The following is a 20,787-nucleotide window of genomic DNA, read 5'->3' on the forward strand; positions in this document are numbered from 1 at the left end:
GCTGCGGCTCGCGCCGCGCGCGGCGGCTCAGCGCCGCTCGCGCCGCCGTGCGAACGCGAGCGCTGCGGCGAGGCCCAGGCCAGCGAGGGCCATGGGCGCCGGGGCCGCGGGCGAGCCGGCGGTGCTGCAGCTGCAGCCGCCGTCGTCGCCCTCGCCGACCTCGACCTCGTCCGTGCCGCCGGTCCCCGAGCCGGGGGAGCCGCCGCCGGAAGCGCCGGAGGAGGAGCTCGACGCGCTGGGGCCGGGCGCTGCATCGCCGCCCGCTCCGTCGCTGCCGCCCGCGGCGTCGCTGCCGCCCGCGGCGTCGCTGCCGCCTGCGGCGTCGCCGCCCGCGCCCCCGGCGTTCTCGGCCCCGCCAGTCCCGCCAGCCCCGCCAGCGCCCCCTTCCCCGGAAGAGGGCAGCGCGGGGCGGACGTCCTCGAGCGTGTTCCCCTCCACGGCGTCATCGATGATGATGACGGGGCTGTCCGTGAATTCGGCCGGGTTGCGCAGCAGGCCGAGCTGCGTGAAGAGCGGGTTGTTGTCGGCGAGCGTCTGCGCCATGCCCTTGGTGACGACCTGCTTGCCGTCGAACCACACGTCGACGGAGCCCTGGCTCGGGTTCGTCGACCACCGGATGTGCAGCGCGATGCGGTGCCACACGCCGGGCGTCACCGCGCCGTCCGCCTCCCAGTGCACCTTGTTGTTGGGCTTGCGGGTGGCGAAGCTGATGTGCTGTCCCACGACCTCGAACGACATCATCTGGTTGTAGGTCTGGTCGGACTCCCAGTATCCGATCTGCGTCGGCGGGTCCGCCGCGAGCGCCTCGGGGAGATAGAAGCTCCAGGCGAAGTAGAGCTCGGCGCCCTCGGCCGTGCGCCCGGCGGCCGGCTTGTGGTTCAGCTCGACGCGCTTGATGCCGTTCGACCACCTCGCGTCGTTGGTGAGCTGGATCTTCCCGGCCTTCGTGCCCTGAAGGACAGGCGACGTCACCACGGAGATGTGCTCGCCGTTCAGGGTCGTGTTCCACTGGTTCAGATTTCCGGTCTCGAAGTCTCCCGTCCAGGCCGGCGCCGCGGAGGCGCCCGCGGTGACGGTCGTCGCCAGCGCGGCGGCCGCCAGGGCGAAGAGCGAGAGGCGAGGTCGCCGCCCGAGGAGCGTTCGGCTGCGGGCGAGCAGGGATCGATGTGCGGTAAGGAGATCTGTAGAAGTCATGGCGGGATTCGACGCGTTTTCCCGCCCGCAGTCAACCGAGAAGCCGCGCCTCTCCGGCGGCGCGGTGCGGCATCTCTGTTTCTTCAGCGCGTTCTCCAGCGCGCTCTTCAGCGCTCCGCGCGGGAGCGCGCGGCCGCCATCGCTTCAGGCGGAGATCTCGATCCACAGCGCCCGAGTCTCGCGCGACGGCAGGTGGATGAGGCGCTCTCCGGTGTTGAGGGCGTTCCCCGGGCAGGTCCAGGGCTCGAGGCAGACGAAGTCCTTGCCTTGCAAGGTCCACACGACCCAGTGCGTGAACTCGGGCGAGCCGCGGACGGCGATGCGGGCGCCCTCGATCGAGAGCGAGCTCTCGGTCGAGCCGTGGTCGAGCAGGTGGAGGTCGACCTCGGGCCGGGTCAGGTCGAAGCCGTCGAAGGGTGCTTCCCGCTTCGTGGTGTTGTCGAACGCGCGCGTCGCCCGCGTCTCGATCGAGGCGCGGGCCTTGTCCGCCTGGGAGACGGCGAAATACGGGTGAAAGCCGGCCCCGAAGGGCATCGGCGGGGCGCCTCCGCCGGTCTCGTTTGTCACGCGGAGATCGATCCGGAGCGCCCTGCCGAGGAGCGTGTAGGTGAGCTCGGCGCGGAAATCCCACGGGTACTGCGCGCGCGTCGCCTCGCTCGATCGCAGCGTGAGCCGCGCGTAGGCGCCCCCCGGCGCGGCGGCCCCGTGATCGTCGAGCGACCAGGGCAGGGCGCGGGCGAAGCCGTGCTGCCGCATCTGCCCGGCTGCGCCGGAGGCGGACCAGGCGTCGCCGGCGAGCTTGCCGGGAGAGGGGAAGAGCACGGGGTTGCCGCCGCGCACGTTGGCGCTGCGATCCTCGAAGGTGGCGCGATCGAGGTAGAGCAGCTCGCGCCCGCCGAGGGCGAGCTCCGTCATGATGCCGCCGCGCGCCGGCGCCACCACGGCGCGGCTCGCGGAGCCGCCATCGATGAGCTCCACCGTGGGGATCGCGCCTTCGATTTGCTTCACGCTGAACATGACGCCTCCGGTCTCTCCTTCATCCATGCAACCACTCGAGCAGCCCGACGACCAGCGCGAGCGCCGCGATGGGCAGCGCGATCCACCCGAGGACGGTCGTCCAGCCGCGGCGGAGGGAGCGGCCGCCGCGATCCTCGCACCCGAGGCAGATCGCCCAGACGCGCGCGCCGCCCTCGGTGAGCACGCAGCAGTCGCCGCACACGGGGGCGCGGCAGCGCGCGCACGGCCCCGCCGCCTCGGCGCCGCAGCGCGCGCAGCGAGCGACGGCCCCGCCGCCGCCGTCGTGGAAGATCAGGCCGCCGGACATCGGGCTGCGCCCTCCGGCGGGGGAGACGGGCGCATCGACGACCGCCGACGCGCGCGAACGGGGGGCTCCTCGTGGACGGGCACGGACGTCTCCTCCGCCGCGATTCTGCAAGCTTTGTGGGCTCGACACAACGCTGGAGACCGCAGGGCGCGCCGGGCCCTCGTCACGATCTCCGGCACGGCGGCGCGTCGTCCCACGCAAGCCGAGCGAGCCGCGTAAGCCGAGCGCTCCCCTCTGCTGCGGCCCGCCGCGCGCGAGCGCGCTGTCCGCCTTCACGGCTGCGGCCTCGCGGGAACCTGGTAAGATCGCCTCGAGGAAGCCCATGCCGTACGCCAGCGAGACCTCGCTCGTCCCGATCCCGCCGCCCGGAGAGGACGAACTCCCCCACGACGACGGTGAGCCCATGGAGAGCGATCGCCACCGCAAGCAAATGCTGCTGCTGATCGAGTCGCTGGACCTCTTCTGGAAGGAACGCGACGACGTTTACGTCAGCGGCAACATGGCGATTTATTTCAGCGAGCTCCAGACCATGAAGAACGACTTCCGTGGGCCGGACGTCTTCGTGGTGCTCGACACGGTACGCCGAGACAGGAAGTCCTGGGTCGTATGGCAAGAGAACGGCAGGACGCCGGATGTGGTCATCGAGCTCCTCTCGGAGAGCACGGAGTCGGTCGATCGCGGCGAGAAGATGCGCATCTATGCGAAGGTGCTGCGCGTGCCGGAGTACTTTCTGTTCGATCCGATAAAGAACATCCTGGAAGGGTATCTGCTCGACATCGCCTCTCGCGCCTACGAGCCGATGGCCTCGAACGCGGATGGTGAGCTGACAAGCCAGCAGCTCGGTGTGCGCCTCGGTGTGCGGGATGGCTTGTACCTGGGCAGCAAAGGGAGATGGCTCCGGTGGCTCGACGCCGAGGGACGCGTGCTTCCGACGGCGGAGGAGCAGGCCCGAGCGGCGGAGGAGCAGGCCCGAGCGGCGGAGGAGCGGTCCCAGGCGCTCGCGGAGAAGCTTGCAGCTTACGAGAAGCGCTTCGGACCGCTCACGTGAGGTCCACTCACACGAGGTCGGTTCGATCGGGCGGCTTCGGCGGTCACGCGAGGCCTCCCCCGGGGAAGCAGCGGTAAGCCTCCTCAGCGCAGGCCGGGGAGGGGCAGGCCCGGCAGCGAGTTGCCGATCGCCGTGACGAGCTGCTCGTGCGTGATCGTCCCCGCGAGGCGGAACGGCACATCCACGTTGAGCGTCTCCCCGCCGATCGCGACGGTGCCGCTCACCTGGTACGGGATACCGCGGCTCTGCGTCGCCAGCGCGGCGATGCTCGTGAGGTCCTGCCACTTCACCGAGAGCGGCGCCTCGATCCGGGTCCACTTCTTCGCGGGCAGCTCGAGCGGCGTGAGCGCGGTGACCGTGCCGACGTCGTACTTGCCGTCGAGCACCACGCTCGCCTTCATCGAGCGCGTCGAGAGATCGATGCTGTTCGGGTTGTACGCCTGGATCTGGACCCGCAGATCGATGCCCTGGACGGTGACGGCGGTCACCGTCGCGAGCTCGGGCTTGAGCGTCGGCGGCTCGGGGCGCGAGCACGCGACCAGGGTGACGGCGGCGGCGAGGAGGGGCGATCGCACGGCCGGAGATGTTGCGCGGATCTCCATGGAGCTCAACGGAAATCGGGCGCGCCCACGGCCTCGTCCGCGGCCCGCGTAGCGCGGATCGCACGCCGCGCGCGCTGGCCGCCTGCGCTTCCGCCCCCGCGGGACGCCGCTCCATCTGCTATGCCCGGCGCATGGGCATCCTCCCGCTCGCAGAGCGCCTCGCCAAGGGGGCGCTGAACAGGTCCGGGGTGCAGAGCCGCTGGGTCGACACGTCGGTCTGCCGGCTGCACCTCTACGATGCTCCGGGCACGGGCCCGCTCCCGACGGTGGTCCTGCTCCACGGCATCGGCTCCTCGGCGCTCCCGTACGCGCCGGTGCTGCAACGCCTACGGCGGCGCGCCCGCCGCGTCATCGCCGCGGAGTCGCCGGGGCACGGGTGGAGCGCGGCGCCGGCGTCGGCGTTCACGCCCGAGTGCCTCGCCACCGCCATGCACGAGCTGCTCGACCGCGAGCTCGACGAGCCGGCGATCGTCGTCGGCAACTCCCTCGGCGGCGCGGTCGCGGTGAGCTACGCCCTGAGCTCCCCGGACCGCGTGCGCGCGCTGGTGCTCGCGTCGCCGGCCGGCGCCGGCATGGAGCAGGCCGAGCTCGCCCAGCTGCTCTCGGTGTTCAACCTGCGGTCGCGCGCCGACGCGCACGCGTTCTTCGCGCGCCTCTACCACCGCGTCCCGTGGTTCACCCCCCTCATCGCCGGCGACGTCGTGCGGACGTTCTCGCGCGAGACCATCCTCTCCTTCACGCGCTCGGCCCGGTGCGACCACGCGTTCACGCCCGAGCAGCTGGGCGCCCTCTCGATGCCGATCCTGCTGATCTGGGGCCGCTCGGACCGCCTGATGCCGAGCGCCAACCTCGAGTACTACCGGCGGCACCTGCCTCCGCACGCGGAGATCGAGGAGCCCGAAGGGATCGGGCACTGCCCGCAGGTCGACGACCCGCGCCGCTTCGCCGAGCGGATCGCCGCGTTCGCGTGGGCGGCGCGCGCGACGGCATCCCCGGCGGCGGCACCGCCGTCACCGGGGGCGGCACCTCCCTCATCGAGCGCGACGCCACCCTCATCGAGCGTGGCGCCGGGGTCACCGGGAGCAGCGCCGGCGTAGCTGGGCGAGGTGCGGGCGCCGGCGCTTCGCCGCCCGGCGTCGGGTGAGGCGCCCGCGTCAGGCGTCCTCTTAGGCGTCCTCGGGGAGCGCGCCGTGCCGCTTGAGCAGGGCGCGGGTCAGGCTTTTGCGCAGCGGCATGATGCGCTTGCCGTCGCTGCCGTTGCCGAGGAGCACGGTCGCGAAGAAGTAGGTGTCCGCCCCGCGCTCGACGTAGCCGACCAGCCAGCCGGTGGTCGATCGCTCGTCGATCTCCAGCCCCGTCTTGCCGCGCAGCGTGAAGGCAGGCGTCTGCTCCAGCACGAGGATCCGCTTCACGATGTCCAGGCTCCGCGCAGAGCAGGGCAGCGCGCCGGCGTGGAGCCGCCGCAGGAAATCGATCTGCTCGTGCGGGGAGATGCGCAGCCCCCCGGTCAGCCAGAACCTGTCGATGCCCCCCGAGATGTCGCGGTTGCCGTAGCCGAGCGCGTCGAGGTGCGCCTGCATGCGCTCGGGCCCGATCCGGCGCGCGACCTCCTGGTAGAACCAGACGACCGAGTGCTTCATCGCCGACGCGAGGTCGTGATCACGGTTCCAGTCGGGCACGCTGCGCTTCACCCCGTCCCACCGCAGCGTGAAGCGCTCGTCCGGGATGACCCCCGTCTCCAGGCCGATGATCGTGTTCGGGATCTTGAAGGTCGAGGCGGGCACGTACCGCGCCGCCGCGCGGTCGGGGTTCACGACGTGGGTGACGCCCCGCGCGGCGTCGAACAGGACGAACGCGCCGTCGAGGCCCTCCGCGCGGAGGAGCGCGGCCCCGCCCTCGTCGATCTCGGTCCGCGCCGCGGCCGGCGCGCCCGGCGCCGCGGCCGGCGCGCCCGGCGCCGCGGCCGGCGCGCCTGCGCCCTGCTCCGCGGCCGGCGGGGTCGATCCGCCGCTCGCCGGCGGGGGAGGTGGCGACGGCGCCGGCGGTGGCGGCGGCGCCGTGGCGCAGGCGCTCGCTGCCGTGAAGATCGCGAGGAGCGCGCAGGAGAGCAGGGGACGCGCCGAGGTGAGGGCACGCCGCGGGAGGCACAGCGGGAGCGGAGAAGTCATGGCGCCCTCAACGCCGCCGTGTGCCGCGCTCATTCCCGCGCCTCCGCGGTCGTCGTCGCCGCCGCTGCCGTCGCCGTCCGCTCGCCCTCCGAGAAGTCGACGTCGATCCCGACGATCTTCATGAGCCGCAGCGCGTTCGCGCTCGTCACCACGCCGGGCTTCAGCTTGTAGTCGAAGGTCATCCTGTCATCGACAACGAGCTCCTCGAAGTGCATGTTGCGCACTCGGCCCGAGGTCTCCTGCTCCAGCACGGCGATCCCCATGTCGTGGGACGACACCGCGCCGATGGCCCCCTGCGCGACGAGGTGCCGCACGACCGCCCTCGCCCCGATCTGGCGCTCCCGCGCGTTCGTGCCGTGGAGGATCTCGTCGAGCAGGAACAGGACCCGCTCGCCGCCGTTCGCGCCGTCGACGACGCGCTTCAGGCGGGTGAGCTCCGCGTAGAAGTGCGAGACGCCGTGCTCGAGCGAGTCCTTGATCCGCATGCTCGTCCGCACGCGGACCGGCGACAGCGACAGCGACGACGCGCAGGCCGGCGCGCCCGCGAGGGCGAGGACGGCGTTCACCCCGACGGCGCGCAGCAGCGTGCTCTTGCCCGACATGTTCGAGCCCGTCACGAGCAGCGCGGCGCCCGCGCCCTCCAGCGAGACGTCGTTCGCCACCCGCCGCCCGCGCGGGAGGAGCGGGTGGCCGAGCTCCGCCGCCGTGAAGCGCGGCTCGCCGTCCTTCACCTCGGGGTACGCGTAGTCCGGGTTCTCGTGCGCGAACGTCGCGAGGCTCGCGAGCGCCTCGACCTGCCCGAGCGTCCGCATCCACGCCTTCACGTGCCGGCCCGCGCGCAGCTTCCACCGCTCCAGGGCGAGCGCGCACCACACGTCCCAGAGCAGGAAGAGGTCGGCGACGATATGGACGAGCCCGCTGTGGCGCAGGTCCGAGTAGCCGACCCGGGTCTCCAGCGCCGTCATCTCCCGCGAGGCGAGCACGCCCGAGGGCCCCGCGAGCTCGGCCTTGAGCTCGCGGAGCAGCGCCGACGAGAACGCCTGATCCTCGATGCGGGCGAGGATCGGCCGGTACCGGGCGAACGGCGCCTCGCGCGACGAGGCCGCGGCGAGGATCGGCTCGATCGCGGGCTTCAGCAGGACCAGCACGAGGATCTGGGCGGCCAGCGGCAGGAGGAAGGCGTGCCGGAGGAGCCCGAGCTGCTCCGCGGGGACGAACCGCGGCGCCGCGAGCAGCGCCAGCGTCAGCGGCACGAGCACCTTCGCCGCGGTCAGGAGCGCGCTCACCGGCAGGCCGCTGGCGCGCGCGTCCGCGCCGAGCAGCGACGGGGGCGCCTCGGCCCACGCGATGAGCGGGCCGGCCTCGCGCCCGCGCGCCCCCGCCTGCATGCCCACCACCGCGAGATCCTCCCGGAACGCCCCGAGGTCGGCGAGCTCGCGCACCGCCTCCTGCCGCGCCGCCACGACGGAGGCCGGGGCGGGCTCCGCGAGGAAGGCCGCGAGCGTGGCCTCGCCCTCGCCCGTCTGGGCCACGCTGAGCAGCTGGAACAGCGACGCCTGCCCGAACACGTCGAGATCGCCCGCGTAATCGTGGTCCGGCGCGGCGAAGCGATCGCCCCGCTCAGGGAAATCGGCGAAATCGCCGGCGACGCGCCGCTTGCCGCGCACGTAGAGGCCGATGCGCTGCTCGAGCTCCGTCATCCGGGTGACGAGGCGCGCGTGAGCCACGAGCAGACCGAGGAACACCAAGGTCACCGACACGGCCGCGTACGTGACCCACCGCGGCACGTGGCCGAAGAGCGCGTACCCCCCGGCCACGGCCGCGGCCGCGAACGAGAGCCCGCGCAGCAGCGAGAACGTCCTCGACCGGCGATCGAGCACGCTGGCCTCGGCGCGCAGGACCGACAGGCGGTCATCGTAGGCGGACAGGACGCGCTGCGCGACGGCGTTGGGGGGCGGCTCCACGGGGCCCTCTCCATAGGCCACCGCCGGCCGTGCATCCAGCCTGAGGGGGGGTCCTCACACGAAGACCACGAAAGCTTTGAAGCGTCCTGCCTGGCTGCTCGTACAATGGCGCCATGGACCAGAACCTGCTGGAGCGCCTCAAGGCGTACACCGTCGTCGTCGCGGACACCGGCGACATCAACTCGATCGAGAAATTTCGCCCCCAGGACGCGACGACGAACCCGTCGCTCATCACCGCGGCGGCCCAGATGCCCGAGTACGCCGACATCGTGAGCGGCGCGCTCGCCTGGGGCCAGAAGGAGGCGGGCCGGGGCAAGGGGCCGGGCGACGTCGTGGGCCTCGCGTTCGACAGGCTCGCCGTCGACTTCGGCCTGCGCATCCTGAAGATCATCCCCGGCCGCGTCTCGACCGAGGTCGACGCGCGCCTCTCCTACGACACCGAGAGCACCATCGAGAAGGGCCGGAGCATCGTGCGCCTCTACGAGGAGGCCGGCGTCTCGCGCGAGCGCGTCCTCATCAAGATCGCCTCGACGTGGGAGGGCATCCGCGCGGCGGAGGTCCTCGAGAAGGAGGGCATCCACTGCAACCTCACGCTGCTCTTCGGGCTGCACCAGGCGATCGCGTGCGCCGAGGCGGGCGTGACGCTCATCTCGCCGTTCGTCGGGCGCATCCTCGACTGGTACCTGAAGGACACCGGCCGCACGAGCTACGCGCCGGCCGAGGACCCGGGCGTCGTCTCGGTCACGAGGATCTACAACTACTACAAGAAGCACGGCTACAGGACCGAGGTGATGGGCGCGAGCTTCCGCAACATCGACGAGATCAAGGAGCTCGCCGGCTGCGACCTCCTGACGATCTCGCCGAAGCTGCTCTCGGAGCTGGCCTCCGCGCCCGGCGAGCTGCCGAGGAAGCTCGATCCCGACGCGGCGCGCGCCATGCAGATCGAGAAGATCCCGATGAACGAGGCGGCGTTCCGCGCGATGCACACCGCCGACCGCATGGCGAGCGACAAGCTCAGCGAGGGCATCGACGGCTTCGCGAAGGCGCTCGCCTCGCTCGAGGTCCTGCTCCGCGAGCGCCTCCAGAAGGGGGTCGCCTCCTAGCGCTGGCGGCGCTCGGCGCGTGGCGCGCGCGGCGAAGCCCCCGGGGGCCGGGCCCGGGCGCGTCGCGCGCCGCCGCCGCGCCCCGCAGGCGCGCCTGCGGATGTCTGCGTGCGTCCGTGGTTCCGTGGTGAGGAACGGAGGTGCGGGAAGAAGGCGGAGGGCCGGCTTGCATGGGAGCCTCTCGGTCTTCTAGGATTCGTCAACCTGGACGAATCTCGGGCAGCATTCGAACGCCCGCACCCCGCGTGGTCGAATGCGGTTCTCCGGGGGGCTCCTCGCGGAGCCGCCCTTTTCGCGATGGCATCGAGGAGGAGACGTTGAAGCTCACGTCACAGGAGTACTGGGAGAACCACTGGAAGGGCTACGTCGGCACCGACGATCTGGGTGGCGGCTGCGAGATCTACGACGACGTCGCTCCCTTCCTGCCGCGCGGGAAGGGGCTGTCGTTCTTCGAGATCGGCTGTGCGCCAGGTCGCATCCTCGTCGACTTCTGCGGGCGCTTGGGGTTCACCGCGTACGGCCTCGACTACGCGTGCGACCCGGAGGTCGTCGAGGAGGAGCTCCGGAAGCGCGGCATCAAGGTCGGCAAGATCGAGAAGGGAGACTTCTTCAGCTGGAAGCCGCAGCAGAAGTTCGATGTCGTAGCCTCCTTCGGGTTCATCGAGCACTTCGATGACGCGGCGGCGGTGATGGATCGGCACTTCGAGATGGCGAAGCCGGGCGGCACCGTGGTGGTCGGCATGCCGAACTTCGCCGGCGGACAGAAGGCGCTCCACTGGCTGCTCGATCGCAAGAACCTGAACGGCCACAACACCCGCATCATGAACCTGCCGTTCCTCGAGGCGGCCGCGCGCCGCAACGGCGCCGAGATCGTCCAGGCCCGTTACACGGGCGGCCATTTCGATTTCTGGCTGGACGACGAGGCGCCGCTCCTGGCGCGGCGTGTCGTCCGGAAGGTCGTCGGGCCCCTCAAGGCGGTCGCGCGCCGGGTCGTCCCTGGCGATACGAACCCCTGGTTCTCGCCCTTCCTGTTCGCCATCTACAGGAAGCCCCTGCTGCCGCCCGCGGGGGCACCCGACGCTTGATGCTGTCCCCGATGAACGAGCCGAGCCAGAGCGCCGTCACCCCGCCGGCTGTCCGCGACATGGACGCCGATCGCCGCTTCCGCGAGTGCGCGCGGCGCCACGGCTGGGATCCCGACGACCCGTGGGTCGGGGGCTATGTCGAGTGGGAGTGGCGGCGCGCCCGCCACGCTTACGACGACCTGTTCACGTCGGTCCGAGGCAAGCGGGTGCTCGAGTTCGGCTGCCACTTCGGCGGGACGTCGATCGTGCTCGCGGCCCTGGGCGCCCACGTGACCGCGCTCGATGTCGACCCCATGTACGTCGAGCTGGCGCAGCTGAACGCCGAGCGCCACGGGCTGTCGGACAGGATCCACGTTCATCACGTCCCCGACACCACCGCGATGCCGTTCGCCGACGGGGAGTTCGAGCTCGTCTCCTGCAACAGCGTGCTCGAGTACATCCCGCCGGAGCGCTTGCCGGCCGTCCAGCGCGAGATCGACCGGGTGCTCGCGCCGTGGGGGTTCATCGTCATCCTGGGCACGAGCAACCGCCTCTGGCCGGTCGAGCTCCACAGCGGCCGCGCGCTGATCAACTACGTACCTCAGGCGCTGCGCCCGCTGTTCCCGGGCAGGTCGATCTACAGCGTATTTCCCTGGCAGCTCCGGCGCGGGTTCGGCGACTATGCGGACATCTCGCAGCAGGATCGGGGCCGGCTGATCGTCGACCTGAAGGCCAAGATGGGCCTGTCCGGGCCGCGGCTCATGGCCTTCTCGGCGGCGAATCGGCTGCTCGGCCCGCTCGGGATGCACGTGGGCTTCTTGTCCCCGACGATCACGATGGTTCTGCAGAAGCGTGGTGAGGGAGGAGCAGGCGATGGCTGACGGGAGGACGCGGGTCTACATCACCGTGGACGTAGAGTGCGCCGAGGAGCGCATCATGGGCGATATCAAGTCTCCCGCGATGGGCTACGATCTCCGGATCTGGGGCCGCTTCGTCAACCAGCGCGAGCCCCTCGGCATCGAGCTCATCATGCGCGAGCTCGAGGCGTACGGTCAGCGCGGCACGTTCTTCGTCGAGGCGATCGGCTCGTACAGCTTCGGGATGGACGGACTGACGAGCGTGTGCCAGGCGCTCCACAGCCGCGGCCACGACGTGCAGCTGCACGTCCACCCCGTGCAGCGGCGCGCGGACTGGCACACCCGGGGTGAGCCCCGCGTCTCGGATGACATCGCCGACTACCCGGTCGAGGAGCAGACGCGCCTCCTCCTCGAGGGGCGCGACCTGCTCGTGCGCGCGGGCATCCCGGCGAGCGAGCTGCTCGGCTACCGCGCCGGCAACTTCGGCGCGAACAACGACACCTGGCAGGCGATGAAGCGGGCGGGGCTCGTGCTGAGCAGCAACTACAACCCCTGCTACTTCACCAAGAACTGCAAGATGCAGTATCCGGGCGCGCGGCTCGGTCTCTTCGAGACGCCCGAACCGGGCGTGTACGAGCTCCCGGTCACGAACTTCATCGAGCCCACGAAGCGCTTCAGGCACCTTCAGATCACGGCGGTGACGCTGGACGAGATCAAGCACTGCCTGCTTCGCTACCGGGCCCTCGGGGTCAAGGAGGTCACGCTGGTGACCCACTCGTTCGAGTTCTACTTCCTCGACTCGGCGGAGGCGCGCCGCGGGTACCCGAACCGGCTCAACGTCGAGCGGCTCCGCGGGCTCTGCCGCTTCCTCGACGAGAACTCGAAGGATTTCGAGGTCGACACCGTGGGCGCCCTCGCGCGCCGGCTCTCGGACGCGGCGTCTTCCACGCACGGCGCGCGCGGCGTCGATGAGGGCGCGGCGCCCTCGCTGCAGTTCCCTCACTCCAACCCGATCCACCACGCCCGCCGCGTCGTCGAGCAGGCGTACAAGCGCGTGGCGCAGCGGTTCACCTTCGGCTAGCGCCGTCGGGCAGGGGCGGCCGGGCTCCTGCGCCGCCGCGCGCCCGGTCGTTCACTGTCCGGCGCGCGCCAGCGCCTCCGCCGCCCTCGTCGCTCGCGGGGCCTGCGGCGCCGCAGCGGTGCTAAGTAGCGCGTATGCGGCTCATCGGACAGATCCACGTTTCGCTCAAGGGCAGCATCATCCAGCGCAACCCCACCATGTGGGAGAAGCTGAAGCGCAGCTTCGGCGCCACGGTGGATCTCGACACGGATCGCGTGCGCATCGAGCTCGAGGCCACCGCCGTCGTCGATCAGGTGCGGCGGGCGCTCGTCCAGCTCGGGGTCACGAACGCCCTCTCGCTCGTGATCGACGACACCGTCATCTTCCAGGACACCGACGGGAAGCCGGACGATCTTCCCGATCTCGTGCTCGCGCTGTCCGAGCATTCCGCCGTGTTCGGGCGCGGCTTCAGCGAGCTCAGGTTCGCCGCCGAGCACGAGGAGGCGGGGCTGCACCTCGTCATCGAGACGCGGGCGCGCACAGAGCACGCCGACGACGAGCCGGCGGGGATCGTCTCCATCGGCGGGCGCCTGCGCGATCTGGAGCCGCGAGCCGGCGAGTCCGCGGAGGACTACCGCCGCCGCGTCGAGCCCCTCGCGAAGGACCCGGCGCTGTTCGAGGCGGCGCGGCTGCAGTTCGAGTCGTTCGTCGGGCGGCTCGAGGACGCCCTCAAGGCCTCGATTCCCGAGGCGCGCGTGGTGCAGCAGCACGCCGACGCGCGCGTCGTGCACACGACAGCGGGCGACGGCGCGGGCGCCGAGCAGCCTCCCGTGAACCCCACGCACCCCGCCTATGATCCGTTCGTCGTCTATTACCCACCCAGCCCGCTCGGGATGATGCTGGACGTGATGCTCATCACATCGTTCATGCACATGCTCACGCCTCCACACGTCCTCTTCGTGAACCCGGCGGGCACGATGCTCGGTACGGCGCCGGAGGTCGCGGAGAACCCTGAGCTGTTGAACGACGCCGATCGCGGCGGCGGCGAGCTTTCGTCGGGCGATGAGGGGGACGGGGCCGATGACGGCGATCCGTGGGGCGATGAAGGCGACGGCGCCGATGACGGCGGCGGGCTCGATGACGGCGACGGGTTTGATGACGGCGGCGGGTTCGACGGCGATTTCGGCGATTGAGCCGCTCGCGCTGGCAGAGGCGCGCGCGGCCCGCCGCGTCTGAGCGCCGTTTCGCGGCGAGGCGCCGCGCCGGGGCCTCGCGGGCGAGCGGGCTCGTCCGGCCATGGACGACGACTGGCGATCATGGTACGTCGCGCTACGGCCGTGACCGGCGCCGGCACGGAGCATCTCTCGCGCTGGCGTGCTGAAGGTCGCGCGCGCCGAACCCTGGACTGGAGAGCGCGATGAACAAGAGCGAGGCGGCGCTTCAGAAGCAGCCGCAGGTGGCGGGCGGGGGAGATCCGGAGATCGCCCGTCAGGTCCGCACCATCATTGCAGAGCGATGTGGGATGAGCGTCGATGCCGTGACTCCCGACCTGTCGCTCGAGAGCGGCCTCGGCGTGGACTCACTGGCGCTCATCGAGGTCAACGTCGCACTCGAGGAGCGATTCCAGATCGTGGCGCCCGATTTCGCGGCGCCCGATCAGGCGCAGATCAGCACGGTCGGCGACGTCATCGCCTTCGTCGAGGCGCAGATCGCGGCGCGGGGCGGCCGGGGAGGGGCGCCTTGACCGCCCCGCGCACGCGCGCCGAGCGCGAGGCCGCCGTCCGGACACCCGAGGAGCAGCGGGAGCACGAGCGACGGGAGGTCGCCGCCCATTACCAGAACGACCCGGAGATCTTCTCCATGGTCCTCGACAGCCGCCTGGCCTACGCGACGGGCATCTTCCTCGATCCCGCCGAGAGCCTCGAGACGGCGCAAGAGCGGAAGTACGATTGGGTCCGCCGCGAGCTCGACATCCAGCCCGGAGAGCGCGTCCTCGACGTGGGGTGCGGCTGGGGCTCGAACCTCATCTATCTCGCCCAGCACACCGGCGGGACGTTCCAGGGCGTCACGCTGAGCGACAAGCAGCGGCAGGAGGCGCTCCGCCGCGCCGACCGGGCAGGGGTCGCCTCGCGGGTCCGCATCGATCTGGCTCATATCGAGGACATCGACCTCGCGCCCGAGTCGCTCGACGCCGTGCTCTTCGTGGGCAGCATCGTGCACATGCACAACCGCGAGCGGATCCACCAGAAGATCGCCGCTGCGCTGCGCCCGGGCGGCAGGCTGCTCATCTCCGACTGCTATTTCCCGGCGCGCTCCCGCGGCGACCGCGAGAGCTCCGCCACGCAATACATCTTCGTCGAGGCGCTCGGTTATTGCCGTCTCATCTCGCTGGCCGAGGAGCTCGGGATGATCGAGCAGGCTGGCCTCGATATCCGGCGCGTCGAGGATCTCACGAGCTCGTACGTGCACACGGTCGCCCGGTGGATCGACAACGTGCGCGCGAACCGCGCCCAGATCGACGCCCGCGCGCCCGGCTTTTCGCGGCTGCTCCAGACGTACATGACCGTGGGCCGGCTCTCCTTCGCGCGCCGCACCGCGCTGGAGTACATGATCGTGGCGACGAAGGGCGGCGGCCGCGAGCGCCTCGGCGTGGCGCCCTCGCCCGAGCCGAGGCGCGCGCCGTGAGCCGCGGGCTCTCTGCGCGGACGGTCGCGGGCCTGCTCAGGGCGCGCGCCGAGGCGACGCCGGAGCGGTTCGGGTTCTACCACAAGCAGCAGGGCGAGTTCGTCGGCTGGTCGTGGGCGGAATACTGGCGATGCGCGTGCGCCGCGGCCTCGGGCCTGCTCGCGGCGGGCGTCCGTCCGGGCGACCGCGTGCTGCTGCTCGTGACGGACGTGGAGGTGGCAGTGCCGTGCCTCTTCGGCGTCTGGGTGCTCGGGGCGGTGCCGATCCAGGTCGGGGTGCCGTACCGGCTCACGGACGTGGCGGCGTTCCTCGGCGAGCTCCGGCGGACGGCCGCCCGCGTCGGCGCGCGCGCGCTCGTGGTCTCGTCCGCGCTGCTCGGCTTCGCGCAGGGCGAGGAGGGGGCGGACGACCTCCTCCAGCTCGCCGCCGAGCCGCTGCTCGACGCGCCCGTTGCGGGCGCGCTGCCCGATCCGGAGCGCGCGCCCGGGCCCGCGCTCATCCAGCTCACGAGCGGCAGCACCGGGCACCCGCGCGGCGTGGTGATCCCGCACGAGCGGCTGATGTTGCACCTCGACGCGATGAGCCAGCGGCTCCCGATCCGCGGCGAGGGCGCGGGGGGTGTGTCGTGGCTGCCGCTCCACCACGACATGGGGCTCGTCGGCGGGCTGCTCTTCCCGCTGTTCAACGACTTCCCCGTTCACATGCTCTCGCCGCTCGAGTTCCGGACGCGTCCGTTCTCGTGGCTCGCGGAGATGTCGAGCATCCGGGGCGCCATCTCGCTCGGGCCGCCGAGCGCCTATTCCATCTGCATCGGGCTCGCGCGCCGCGCCGTCGAGGCGGGCCTCGATCTCGGCGCGTGGCGGTGCGCGATGATCGGCGCCGAGCCGATCTCCCCCGGCCTGCTCCGCCGCTTCGCCGACGCGTTCGCGCCCTGCGGCTTCCGCATCGAGGCGTTCTTCCCCGTCTACGGGCTGGCCGAGGCGACGGTGGCCGTGACCTTCCCCGACCTCTACGCCGAGCCGCGCGCCATCACGGTGGATCGCGGCCTGCTCGAGCGCGAAGGCCGCGTCGAGGAGGCCGCGCCAGGTCCGCTCTCGCTGGAGCTCGCCGGCGTCGGCAGGCCGATCCCGCACACGGAGATCCGGATCGTGGACGCCCTGCGCAGCCCTGTCCCGGAGCGCACGGTGGGGGAGATCGAGGTGCGTTCGGAGACGGTGATGGAGGGCTATTTCAACGAGCCCGAAGCGACGGCCGAGGCGCTCGTGGACGGGTGGCTGCGCACGGGGGATCTCGGGTTCATCGATCGCGGGACGCTGTTCGTCACCGGCAGGAAGAAGGAGGTGATCATCAAGGGCGGTCACACGATGATCCCTGCCGTGATCGAGGAGATTGCGTCCCGGGTCGACGGCATCCGGGCCGGGTGTGTGGTCGCGGTCGGGCTGTTCGTCGAGGAGCGTCAGACCGAGTCGGTCTACGTGGTGGCCGAGACGCGCGCCGATGCCTCGGAGCACGCGGGCCTCGCGGAGCGCGTGCGGGAGGCGCTGCGGGCGAACGGCGTCACCGTCGATCAGGTCGTCCTTGTCCCGCCGGGGGAGCTGCCCAAGACGACGAGCGGCAAGCTGCGGCGGCGAGAGGTTGGCGAGCGGCTGCGCGCGGGGGCGCTTCGCTGAGGCCCGGCCCCCGTGGAGGGAGCTCGTCGCGCGGCGCGGGGACGGGCAGAGCTCGCGGGAGACGTCCTGTGCCCGTCGTGCGGAGCACGCCGGACACAGGACGTCAATTGCGCTCAGACAACTGCCCGTCCCCGCGCCGCGCGACGAGCTCCCTCCACGGGGGCCTGCGGTGGGACGCGGTGCAGCGCGGTGAGGGGGGAACTGCTGGGTTGCCGGGGGACCGTCCCCCAGCGGTGTTTTCCGTTCGTCTCAACGATGGACAGATGCGCTGCGGTTCGGCCGATTTCGCGAGCGCTGCAGGGCTGTGCGCGATAGATCCCGGAATCGCTCTCCGGAGCACAACCGAACGGGACCGTCCATGTTGAGCAGTCCGAGAGACCACAAGTCGACCTGTCCCGCCCCGCTTTCGCCCGAGGCGCGCGCGTGGGAGCTGGAGCAGCTCCGGGCGCTCGGCCTCGAGGACGACGACTGGAGCTCGGACGACCAGTGTCCCTTCTGTGCCGGGCGGCCCCTGTCCGTGGAGAGCAAACCCCGGGTGGCTTGATCGGGGCCGGGTCACCGGCGCGAGCGGCCGGCGACCCGCGCGTGGATCACTCCGGCATCTTCGACTTCACCCACTTGCCGGACTCGGTGAGGTTGTCATCCGTCCAGTTGCCCATCGGGTTTGCGTTGGGCCTGAGCGCGGAGCACGCCTCGGCCTTGTCGCCCAGCGACCAGTTGGCCCAGCTGATGTTGTGGGCGTCCAGGAAGTCGAGCCAGGTCTGCGACTCGCCGAGGTTGAGCTGGCCGTTGCCGTCGGCGGAGCAGGTCCCCCACTCGGTCACGAAGAGCGCCAGCTTCTTGTCGATGGCTTTCTGGGCCTTCTCGCGGAGCGACGCCTTGTGCGTGTTGGCGTAGAAGTGGAGGGTGTACGCCACGTTCTTATCGCTGAGGGGATTGTCCGCGGCGATGTCGACGTCCTGAGACCAGTTCGGCGAGCCGACGATGACCAGGTTGTTCGCGCCCTGGCCGCGGATCTCGGAGATCACCGCCTCGGCGTAGCTCTTCACCGCGGGCCAGGTGTTTGTGTTGAGCGGCTCGTTGAAGACCTCGAAGATGACGTTGGGCACGTTCTTGTAGGCCTGCGCCACCTCGCGGAAGTAGCTCCTCGCCTGGTCCAGGTGGTTGTGCGCGTTGTGATCGTGCCAGTCGAGGATGACGTAGATGCCCTTCGCGATCGCGGCGTCGGCGATCGTCTTCGCCTTGGCCTTCTGGGCGCCCGCGTCCTGGAGATACCCGTCTTCGCCCTCGATGCCCATGGCGGCGCGGACGACGGTCGCCTCCCAGTTGTCCGCGATCGAGTTGACGACATTGGCGTTGTAGTAGTTGCTCCACTGGCTCCAGAACAGGCTCATGCCTTTGAGCTGGACCGGGGACCCGTGCTCACCGACGATGTTGCCGTTGTTGACCCGGAGCTGGCCGTGACGCTCGACCGGCGTGCCGTCCGTGGGCACCACCCCCCCGGTGCTCGCGCTCGTCGTGGACGAGGCCCCCGTCGTCGCTGCGGTCGTCGAGGCCGCGGAGGTCGTCGAGGCCGCGGAGGTCGTCGAGGCGCTCGAGGTCGTCGAGGCCGCGGAGCCCTCCGAGGTCGACGAGGTCTCCGAGGTGCCCGTCGTCACCCCGCCGCCGCCCGCGCCGCCCGCGCCGCCCGCGCCGTCGTTCGTCGACGCGTCACCGCAGCCGATCAGCACGCTTGCTTGCAACCCAACCACGACGAGGCCGAATGACCACTTCGACCTGCCAAGCACACCACGAAGCGAAACGCTTTTCATCATGTCCTCCAAGGAAAGTATCCGGATGGCGCGGCATTTAAAGGGCAGCTCAGCGCCATGGCAAGCCCTGTGCGCGCCCGGATATGAAGAGACGAACTCCGCGCTGATTTTGTGTGTCAGAATACAGTGCTAGTGCGTGCAGATCCCAACCAGGGGCGGTGGGCTCCAGCGGGAGCGTGAGGCGAAGCCTTCACGGGCGCCGATAGAATTGAGCTGTGGTGTGCAGGCAACTGAAATTTCCGCAAGAAATATGCCAGTTGGCGGGGGCCGCGAGGCGGACGCTGCTGCGCTGCGTCTGTGGTCGGCGTGTGGGTCTGTGTCGCGTGGGGCGGCGCAGGCTACGGCGCTTCCCTTGGTGGTCGGGTGACCACCCTGGTCAACCGCGTATCCATGTGCAGGACGTCAATATCGCTCAGGAAATTGCGAGCGAGCGCCGGCGGGGCGTCGCGCTGTCAAGCATCGAGCGCCTCGCCGGTTCGTGTCGGCGTGTGCCGTCCTCGTCCGGCCTGCCCGGCGGCCGGTGCCTTTGCGCCGAGGACCACCAAGGCCGCCTCAGGCCACTTCCGCCGTCGCGAGGCCCGTCACCTCGGCACGGGCACCGGCGGCGGCTCGTCGTCCGGCGTGATGCAGGCCGACAGGTCGAACAGCATGAAGAGCAGCGCCTTCTCCTGGGCGGTCAGCTCGTGCAGCGTCCCGTCGCGGCCTTCACAGCCGCTCGGGAACGGCGCCCCGGCGACGTCGCTCGCCGCCACGTGGATGTCCGTGTACACGAACCGGCCGCACTGCTCCTCTTCCGGCGCGCCGATGGGCGTGTTGAACGTGAAGTATTTGACCCCCGCGGGCGCATCGAAATCCGGGGTCGCCTCGTTGAAGAGCCACCGCGTGGCGATCTCTTCGTTCACCGAGTCGACCCAGTGCTGCGGATCGTTGATCTCGATCTGCCCGGGAACGGTGGACGCCCCCACGTTGACGAGCCAGTCCCGGAGCGCAAGGCCCTTCGGGAACGTGGTGTCGACCATCACGGGGAGCCCGTCGTCGGGGTCGCTCTCCTCGTCCCAGGTGGCCGTCTCCGGGAACCGCTCCGGCCCGAGCCGGAGCCAGGTGTTGTGCCAGTGCGAGGCGAACACGCGGCCTCCTGCAGAGGCGTAGTCGAACATCGCCTTCAGCGCGGCCTTCGGCTTGTCTCCCACGAACTCGGATCCTTCACACGACAGGATCACCATGTCGTACCGCTGCAGGTTGTCGAGCGAGCGCCAGAAATCCCGCGCAGGGGAGAACACCGCGCCGCCGTTCAGGCCGTCTCGGTACCTGCTCGTCGCGCCGTCTCCCTCGATCGCGCGCCCGGCGAACAGGTTCACCCGCCCGTCGCCCGCCTCCGGCGTGAACTCCGACGCGTCGATTCCCATCTTGTACAGGAGGCACTCGAGCACGTCCGAGCCGCCGGTCGTCAGCGCGATCTTCGGGATATCGCCCTCCGCCTTGTTGCGCGGCAGACGGACCGTCTTGTCGACGGTCGGGTTGTCGACGCACCCCTCGACCTTCGGCAGCGTGATCTGGCGCCGCCATTTGCCGAGCTGGACGACCAGCGGGATGTCCTCGCCCACCGGCACGTTCTCCAGCACGAAGCGCCCGTTCGTGTCCGTCAGCGCGGTCGCGATCGGATCGCCGGAGAGCCTCACGTCGCACCGGTCGCAGGTCGCCCCGTCGGTGATGGGCTCAAGCTTCCTGTTCGGGACGTACACCGTGACGTTGAACAGCGGCAGTTTGCCCGCGGGCTCGTAGACCGTGCCGCTCACGGTGGTCGTGCCACCGCCTGGACAGGTGACCTGCTGGCACTCGAGCCCCTCGCAAGCGCCGCTCCCGACCCCCGATCCGCCGCTCCCCGCCAGGAAGGGGATTCCCCCGAAGCCGCTCCCCTCGCCTTGGTCGGCGCCGCCGCCGGAGCGGGCGCCGCCGCCGCCGGAGTGGGCGCCGCCGCCGGACGTGGCGCCGAGCGTCCCGCTGGCATCGCCGCAGGAGCATCCGGCGGCGACAGCTGGCGTCATGGCCGCCGCGGCCAGGAGCCATCGGGCGCTGCTGTGCACTCTCCCCATTGGATCCTCCAGGCGCGGAGAGGCGAGGCTGCCCTGATCCGCCCATTCCGAGGGTAATCGATACGACGGGATCCGGGAAGGGACAACCATGCAGCGAAGAGAGCAAGAATACGCTTTGCGCGCGTTGTCGCCAGCCCGCCTCGC

General features: G+C 70.9%; 20 protein-coding genes. 12 read left to right on the top strand and 8 right to left on the bottom strand.

The annotated features are described in order from the left end of the window. Positions 1-27: 27 nt before the first annotated feature. The 3 genes from WME90_RS07870 to WME90_RS07880 all read right to left on the bottom strand — a co-directional run bounded on the left by WME90_RS07870 (position 28) and on the right by WME90_RS07880 (position 2,518). On the bottom strand, positions 28-1,194 hold the full coding sequence (locus WME90_RS07870) for a polysaccharide lyase (RefSeq protein ID WP_437280462.1): 1,167 nt from the start codon (positions 1,192-1,194) through the stop codon (positions 28-30). A 144-nt stretch (positions 1,195-1,338) separates the two neighbouring features. Then, positions 1,339-2,238: a galactose mutarotase gene (locus WME90_RS07875; RefSeq protein WP_437280463.1), complete on the bottom strand. Its 900-nt coding sequence runs from the start codon at positions 2,236-2,238 to the stop codon at positions 1,339-1,341. Further along, positions 2,231-2,518: a hypothetical protein gene (locus tag WME90_RS07880; RefSeq protein WP_437280464.1), complete on the bottom strand. Its 288-nt coding sequence runs from the start codon at positions 2,516-2,518 to the stop codon at positions 2,231-2,233. The genes WME90_RS07875 and WME90_RS07880 overlap by 8 nt, the downstream gene beginning before the upstream one ends. A gap of 322 nt (positions 2,519-2,840) precedes the next feature. Here WME90_RS07880 and WME90_RS07885 point away from each other — a divergent pair, with 322 nt between their 5' ends. Next, a complete protein-coding gene (locus tag WME90_RS07885; protein WP_437280465.1) occupies positions 2,841-3,566 on the top strand; it encodes a Uma2 family endonuclease in 726 nt (241 codons plus the stop codon). Positions 3,567-3,649: 83 nt separating this feature from the next. On the opposite strand, the gene WME90_RS07890 is transcribed toward WME90_RS07885, so the two are convergent. Beyond that, positions 3,650-4,141, bottom strand: coding sequence for an LEA type 2 family protein (locus tag WME90_RS07890; RefSeq protein WP_437280466.1), 492 nt, complete (start codon positions 4,139-4,141; stop codon positions 3,650-3,652). A 158-nt stretch (positions 4,142-4,299) separates the two neighbouring features. Between WME90_RS07890 and WME90_RS07895 the strand changes: the two genes are divergently transcribed. Next, positions 4,300-5,265 carry an alpha/beta fold hydrolase gene (locus WME90_RS07895; protein WP_437280467.1) on the top strand — a complete coding sequence of 322 codons (966 nt, stop codon included), beginning with the start codon at positions 4,300-4,302 and terminating at the stop codon, positions 5,263-5,265. A gap of 69 nt (positions 5,266-5,334) precedes the next feature. On the opposite strand, the gene WME90_RS07900 is transcribed toward WME90_RS07895, so the two are convergent. Beyond that, positions 5,335-6,336, bottom strand: a complete 1,002-nt coding sequence (locus WME90_RS07900; protein ID WP_437280468.1) for a penicillin-binding transpeptidase domain-containing protein — start codon at positions 6,334-6,336, stop codon at positions 5,335-5,337. A gap of 29 nt (positions 6,337-6,365) precedes the next feature. Next, on the bottom strand, positions 6,366-8,300 hold the full coding sequence (locus WME90_RS07905; protein WP_437280469.1) for a MutS-related protein: 1,935 nt from the start codon (positions 8,298-8,300) through the stop codon (positions 6,366-6,368). A 113-nt stretch (positions 8,301-8,413) separates the two neighbouring features. On the opposite strand from WME90_RS07905, the gene WME90_RS07910 reads away from it, so the two are divergent. From WME90_RS07910 to WME90_RS07950, 9 genes are all read left to right on the top strand, one after another. Then, complete coding sequence (locus WME90_RS07910) at positions 8,414-9,403, top strand: transaldolase (protein WP_437280470.1); 990 nt, start codon at positions 8,414-8,416, stop codon at positions 9,401-9,403. 317 nt (positions 9,404-9,720) lie between these two features. After that, on the top strand, positions 9,721-10,488 hold the full coding sequence (locus WME90_RS07915) for a class I SAM-dependent methyltransferase (RefSeq protein ID WP_437280471.1): 768 nt from the start codon (positions 9,721-9,723) through the stop codon (positions 10,486-10,488). An 11-nt stretch (positions 10,489-10,499) separates the two neighbouring features. Continuing rightward, positions 10,500-11,348: a class I SAM-dependent methyltransferase gene (locus WME90_RS07920; RefSeq protein ID WP_437280472.1), complete on the top strand. Its 849-nt coding sequence runs from the start codon at positions 10,500-10,502 to the stop codon at positions 11,346-11,348. Then, positions 11,341-12,405, top strand: a complete 1,065-nt coding sequence (locus tag WME90_RS07925; RefSeq protein ID WP_437280473.1) for a polysaccharide deacetylase family protein — start codon at positions 11,341-11,343, stop codon at positions 12,403-12,405. The genes WME90_RS07920 and WME90_RS07925 overlap by 8 nt, the downstream gene beginning before the upstream one ends. A gap of 134 nt (positions 12,406-12,539) precedes the next feature. Continuing rightward, positions 12,540-13,577: a hypothetical protein gene (locus tag WME90_RS07930; RefSeq protein WP_437280474.1), complete on the top strand. Its 1,038-nt coding sequence runs from the start codon at positions 12,540-12,542 to the stop codon at positions 13,575-13,577. A gap of 224 nt (positions 13,578-13,801) precedes the next feature. Beyond that, positions 13,802-14,128 (top strand): acyl carrier protein, encoded by a 327-nt coding sequence (locus WME90_RS07935; protein WP_437280475.1) that lies wholly within the window; start codon positions 13,802-13,804, stop codon positions 14,126-14,128. Further along, positions 14,125-15,069 carry an SAM-dependent methyltransferase gene (locus WME90_RS07940; protein ID WP_437280476.1) on the top strand — a complete coding sequence of 315 codons (945 nt, stop codon included), beginning with the start codon at positions 14,125-14,127 and terminating at the stop codon, positions 15,067-15,069. Before WME90_RS07935 ends, WME90_RS07940 begins: the two co-directional genes overlap by 4 nt. Continuing rightward, the gene (locus tag WME90_RS07945; RefSeq protein WP_437280477.1) at positions 15,066-16,739 is read left to right on the top strand and encodes an AMP-binding protein; all 1,674 of its coding nucleotides are present in this window, start codon (positions 15,066-15,068) and stop codon (positions 16,737-16,739) included. The genes WME90_RS07940 and WME90_RS07945 overlap by 4 nt, the downstream gene beginning before the upstream one ends. Positions 16,740-17,097: 358 nt before the next feature. Next, entirely contained in the window at positions 17,098-17,283 is a 186-nt protein-coding gene (locus tag WME90_RS07950; protein WP_437280478.1) for a hypothetical protein, read from the top strand. Positions 17,284-17,329: 46 nt separating this feature from the next. On the opposite strand, the gene WME90_RS07955 is transcribed toward WME90_RS07950, so the two are convergent. After that, positions 17,330-18,235, bottom strand: coding sequence for a glycoside hydrolase family 5 protein (locus WME90_RS07955; RefSeq protein ID WP_437280479.1), 906 nt, complete (start codon positions 18,233-18,235; stop codon positions 17,330-17,332). Between WME90_RS07955 and WME90_RS07960 the strand changes: the two genes are divergently transcribed. Further along, positions 18,225-18,683: a hypothetical protein gene (locus WME90_RS07960; protein ID WP_437280480.1), complete on the top strand. Its 459-nt coding sequence runs from the start codon at positions 18,225-18,227 to the stop codon at positions 18,681-18,683. The two genes, WME90_RS07955 and WME90_RS07960, sit on opposite strands and share 11 nt — an antisense overlap. A gap of 448 nt (positions 18,684-19,131) precedes the next feature. On the opposite strand, the gene WME90_RS07965 is transcribed toward WME90_RS07960, so the two are convergent. After that, a complete protein-coding gene (locus WME90_RS07965; protein WP_437280481.1) occupies positions 19,132-20,643 on the bottom strand; it encodes a carboxypeptidase regulatory-like domain-containing protein in 1,512 nt (503 codons plus the stop codon). Positions 20,644-20,787 lie beyond the last annotated feature (144 nt).

The organism is Sorangium sp. So ce375 (assembly GCF_051473855.1).
Classification (GTDB): domain Bacteria; phylum Myxococcota_A; class Polyangia; order Polyangiales; family Polyangiaceae; genus Sorangium.

Excerpts from the sequence above, each read along its gene's own strand:
- WME90_RS07920 (WP_437280472.1), top strand. The coding sequence starts at position 10,500 with ATGAACGAGCCGAGCCAGAGCGCCGTCACCCCGCCGGCTGTCCGCGAC.
- WME90_RS07880 (WP_437280464.1), bottom strand. The coding sequence starts at position 2,518 with ATGTCCGGCGGCCTGATCTTCCACGACGGCGGCGGCGGGGCCGTCGCT.
- WME90_RS07930 (WP_437280474.1), top strand. The coding sequence starts at position 12,540 with ATGCGGCTCATCGGACAGATCCACGTTTCGCTCAAGGGCAGCATCATC.
- WME90_RS07875 (WP_437280463.1), bottom strand. The coding sequence starts at position 2,238 with ATGGATGAAGGAGAGACCGGAGGCGTCATGTTCAGCGTGAAGCAAATC.
- WME90_RS07935 (WP_437280475.1), top strand. The coding sequence starts at position 13,802 with ATGAACAAGAGCGAGGCGGCGCTTCAGAAGCAGCCGCAGGTGGCGGGC.
- WME90_RS07885 (WP_437280465.1), top strand. The coding sequence starts at position 2,841 with ATGCCGTACGCCAGCGAGACCTCGCTCGTCCCGATCCCGCCGCCCGGA.
- WME90_RS07950 (WP_437280478.1), top strand. The coding sequence starts at position 17,098 with ATGTTGAGCAGTCCGAGAGACCACAAGTCGACCTGTCCCGCCCCGCTT.
- WME90_RS07925 (WP_437280473.1), top strand. The coding sequence starts at position 11,341 with ATGGCTGACGGGAGGACGCGGGTCTACATCACCGTGGACGTAGAGTGC.
- WME90_RS07910 (WP_437280470.1), top strand. The coding sequence starts at position 8,414 with ATGGACCAGAACCTGCTGGAGCGCCTCAAGGCGTACACCGTCGTCGTC.
- WME90_RS07965 (WP_437280481.1), bottom strand. The coding sequence starts at position 20,643 with ATGGGGAGAGTGCACAGCAGCGCCCGATGGCTCCTGGCCGCGGCGGCC.
- WME90_RS07900 (WP_437280468.1), bottom strand. The coding sequence starts at position 6,336 with ATGACTTCTCCGCTCCCGCTGTGCCTCCCGCGGCGTGCCCTCACCTCG.
- WME90_RS07870 (WP_437280462.1), bottom strand. The coding sequence starts at position 1,194 with ATGACTTCTACAGATCTCCTTACCGCACATCGATCCCTGCTCGCCCGC.
- WME90_RS07895 (WP_437280467.1), top strand. The coding sequence starts at position 4,300 with ATGGGCATCCTCCCGCTCGCAGAGCGCCTCGCCAAGGGGGCGCTGAAC.